Annotated in this window: 2 protein-coding genes; both read right to left on the bottom strand. The window is 67.3% G+C overall.

All coding sequences use genetic code 11. The features are described 5' to 3' along the window. On the bottom strand, positions 1-191 hold a 191-nt coding region (locus EOD15_RS36410; RefSeq protein ID WP_210212226.1), incomplete at its 3' end, for a hypothetical protein. Continuing rightward, on the bottom strand, positions 175-587 hold a 413-nt coding region (locus tag EOD15_RS36145; protein WP_210212225.1), incomplete at its 5' end, for a hypothetical protein. The genes EOD15_RS36410 and EOD15_RS36145, both read right to left, overlap by 17 nt.

The following is a 587-nucleotide window of genomic DNA, read 5'->3' as shown; positions in this document are numbered from 1 at the left end:
GCTGCAGCCGCAGCGGGGTCTGCGGCGGCGGCCGCTGCGTTGGAGCCACCCTGTCCGGCGGCCGCCGCCGCTCCACCGGCACCGCCGGCGGGATCTGCGGCAGCAGGTGCTGCGGCAGCGGCAGCACCGCCCCCGCCACCGCCGCCCTCGTTTTCACGCATGGGCAAATACTTCTCAAGCAGGTGTTTCATTGTGGCTCCTACGCTGCGTCCAGAGTTGTTCGCCCTCGGCAATTGCGCGCAGCAACGCATAGCCGACAGCGGTTCTCGCCTCGTGCTTGGCGGCCGCCAGGGCCGCGCTTTCCTTCATCGACCCGACATGCGGAAACGGCGCCCGCACGGTCAGGTCGCAAAGCCAGTCGATGATCCGCTTGCCCTCGGCGGTGCCGTAGAACGCGAACAGCACAAGCTTCATGTCGTCGCCGGGGTCGAAATTGTCGGAAACGGCGGCGGGAAAGAACGCCTGGCTAAGACCTTCCATGGTCGGCACGCTGCCAATCAGCTGGTCGATCGCCATCATCTGGCGCGAAAACGGGAATGGCGCGCCGCTCATGCTGCTTGCTGCTCCGGCTGGGTTGCGGCCTGCAC

The sequence above is a fragment of the Mesorhizobium sp. M7A.T.Ca.US.000.02.2.1 genome (genome assembly GCF_003996995.1).
GTDB lineage: Bacteria > Pseudomonadota > Alphaproteobacteria > Rhizobiales > Rhizobiaceae > Mesorhizobium.
Note: the sequence above shows the minus strand (reverse complement) of the source record. Positions and strands in the feature narration are given on the sequence as shown.